This window comes from Paenibacillus sp. KS1, assembly GCF_001680695.1.
In the GTDB taxonomy this organism is placed as follows: domain Bacteria; phylum Bacillota; class Bacilli; order Paenibacillales; family Paenibacillaceae; genus Paenibacillus_B; species Paenibacillus_B suaedae.
Genome location: NZ_MAIS01000235.1, coordinates 1 through 1,269 on the forward strand (window position 1 = coordinate 1; position 1,269 = coordinate 1,269).

Below are 1,269 nucleotides of genomic sequence, written 5' to 3' on the forward strand. Positions count from 1 at the left end.
CCAAGAGTGAGTACAAGCTTAAAATATTTCGAGATATTTTAGTGTCGAACTCGTCTACTTCTTATCAATCAGATTTCAGGGAAACATTTTTAGATATGGTTACAAGATTAGACTTTATTGAACTAGAAATACTAAAAATGTTTGAACACACAGGAAGGTCTGGAAGTATGGATATTGAAGAAGGATGCGATGGTTGTGTGAGTATGTTAACAAGTGCATCTTATAAAGAAAGAATAATCGAAAGAATAAAAGTAGAATTCCCACATAATTCTACAATAGAAATATATGGGAAATATGAATTTTATATATGTGACCTAATCTCGAAATCTTTGCTTATAGATACTAAAACGGTAGGTAACACGAATATAGAATTAGGACGTGAAGGGCTTACAATACTATATATTACTGACTTTGGGAAAGAATTTATGAAGTTCATTAGAAGTGAATAAAACATATGTGGTAATTCGAGAAGACAGGACATCAGTTAAACATCAAATATACGCACGGTTTATTTGCACCTGGTCTGCAAGATGCAAATTACTTAGAAGTACAATCAGCAGATAACGTGCACTAGCTAAACATAGTAGCTATTTAATAAAGTGAGGGTTAGTGAATACAAGATCGTTATATGAAATCCTCGTAAAGGAATGATAATATGACAAGTTTCATATGGTGGAGATCACCAGAAGAAGCATATTCTAATCCATATGAATATGAATCGCAGGAGCAGTTCGCTAGAGAAGCCAAACATCTTCTTAAAGAAGTATTTAATTTCTTAATGAAAAGGAACAGAACTTACAAAAGAGACGATCGTTCACAAGAAAAAGCAATATGGATGTTGTTTGTGGATGGAATAGAAACATTAAGAGATTGTTTAAGTTTGCTAGTTACAAAAAAACATAGATTAGCAAGTAGACTATTTCGAGATGTGGTTGAAACAATGGATTTAGCTACATATTTTTCAGGAAACGACCAGGAGAAAGTCAATTACTTAAACAAATGGTATGACAATCAGGTTGTGCCGAATAGAATTTTTCGTAAACATATATCTGATACGGGTTTTAGTGAATTATCGAATGCATATAAAGAAATATATTCACAACTATCTAAATTAAATCATAGAACTTATCGTTCTTTAGCATACTCATATCTATTAGGAAGAGATGAAATGTTGGTCTATGAAGATGAGTTTGATAATAATGGTTTTTTGAAGTTACCACTTCCCATATCGATGTACTATCTCATAAGCCCCTTAATGATCTTGGACAC

1 protein-coding gene and 1 pseudogene are annotated in these 1,269 nt (G+C 32.2%); both read left to right on the forward strand.

Annotated features, from left to right (window positions below; translation table 11 throughout):
- A pseudogene (locus BBG47_RS28030) lies at positions 1 to 449 on the forward strand (hypothetical protein); the annotation flags it as partial.
- Positions 450 to 655: 206 nt separating this feature from the next.
- The coding region (locus BBG47_RS28035; RefSeq protein WP_065294470.1) for a hypothetical protein at positions 656 to 1,269 on the forward strand (614 nt) is incomplete at its 3' end.